This is a genomic window from Rhodobacter sp. TJ_12, from assembly GCF_020023995.1.
GTDB lineage: Bacteria > Pseudomonadota > Alphaproteobacteria > Rhodobacterales > Rhodobacteraceae > Rhodobacter.
Genome location: NZ_NRRD01000084.1, coordinates 1 through 541, shown reverse-complemented (window position 1 = coordinate 541; position 541 = coordinate 1). Strand labels below are relative to the sequence as shown.

Below are 541 nucleotides of genomic sequence, written 5' to 3'. Positions count from 1 at the left end.
CACAATCGGCCGTCAGGGTTTAGCATCACCTCGACGACTGAAGGATCTTCCAGAAAGCGCGAGATCGCGGGGCCAAGTGCAGTGCGCAGCATGCGCGCGCCGCGAGATATTGCCTCCGATTGAATGGAATGGATTGTCACCACCGTCCCCACAAATGAAGTCGCCTGAACGACCTCAGTGGGATCAATTAGAAAAGGCAGTAAACCTCTTCGCGCAACAAGCGGGATGTTTGGTTCGCGGCCTGGCGTAGAAAAAGAAAAAGTGGGGAATGTCGAAATCCCAACGTAGCACCGATCGCCGCAAAAGACGGCTTGGAAACCAGGCACAGGCCGGCCAGTCTACCATTCCACCGCCTCACGCGCCTCGAGGATAGATCCCTCGACGGGCACCATGACAAATTCCGCTTGGCTGTCTCGCTCTGCAAACGGCCGCGTAAGCGACGCGTAAAGGTGCCTGCTCAACGTTCGGAGCCAAGGCACAGCGAACCAGAGCAATGCGGCTGCCTGAAAGGCTGCACTGAGACCAAACGCAAACTGATACG

The 541-nt window shown here is 56.9% G+C and carries 1 pseudogene; it reads right to left on the bottom strand.

Annotated elements, in window-relative coordinates:
• A pseudogene (locus tag CKO11_RS17300) lies at positions 1-140 on the bottom strand (P-type conjugative transfer ATPase TrbB); the annotation flags it as partial.
• Positions 141-541: the final 401 nt, after the last annotated feature.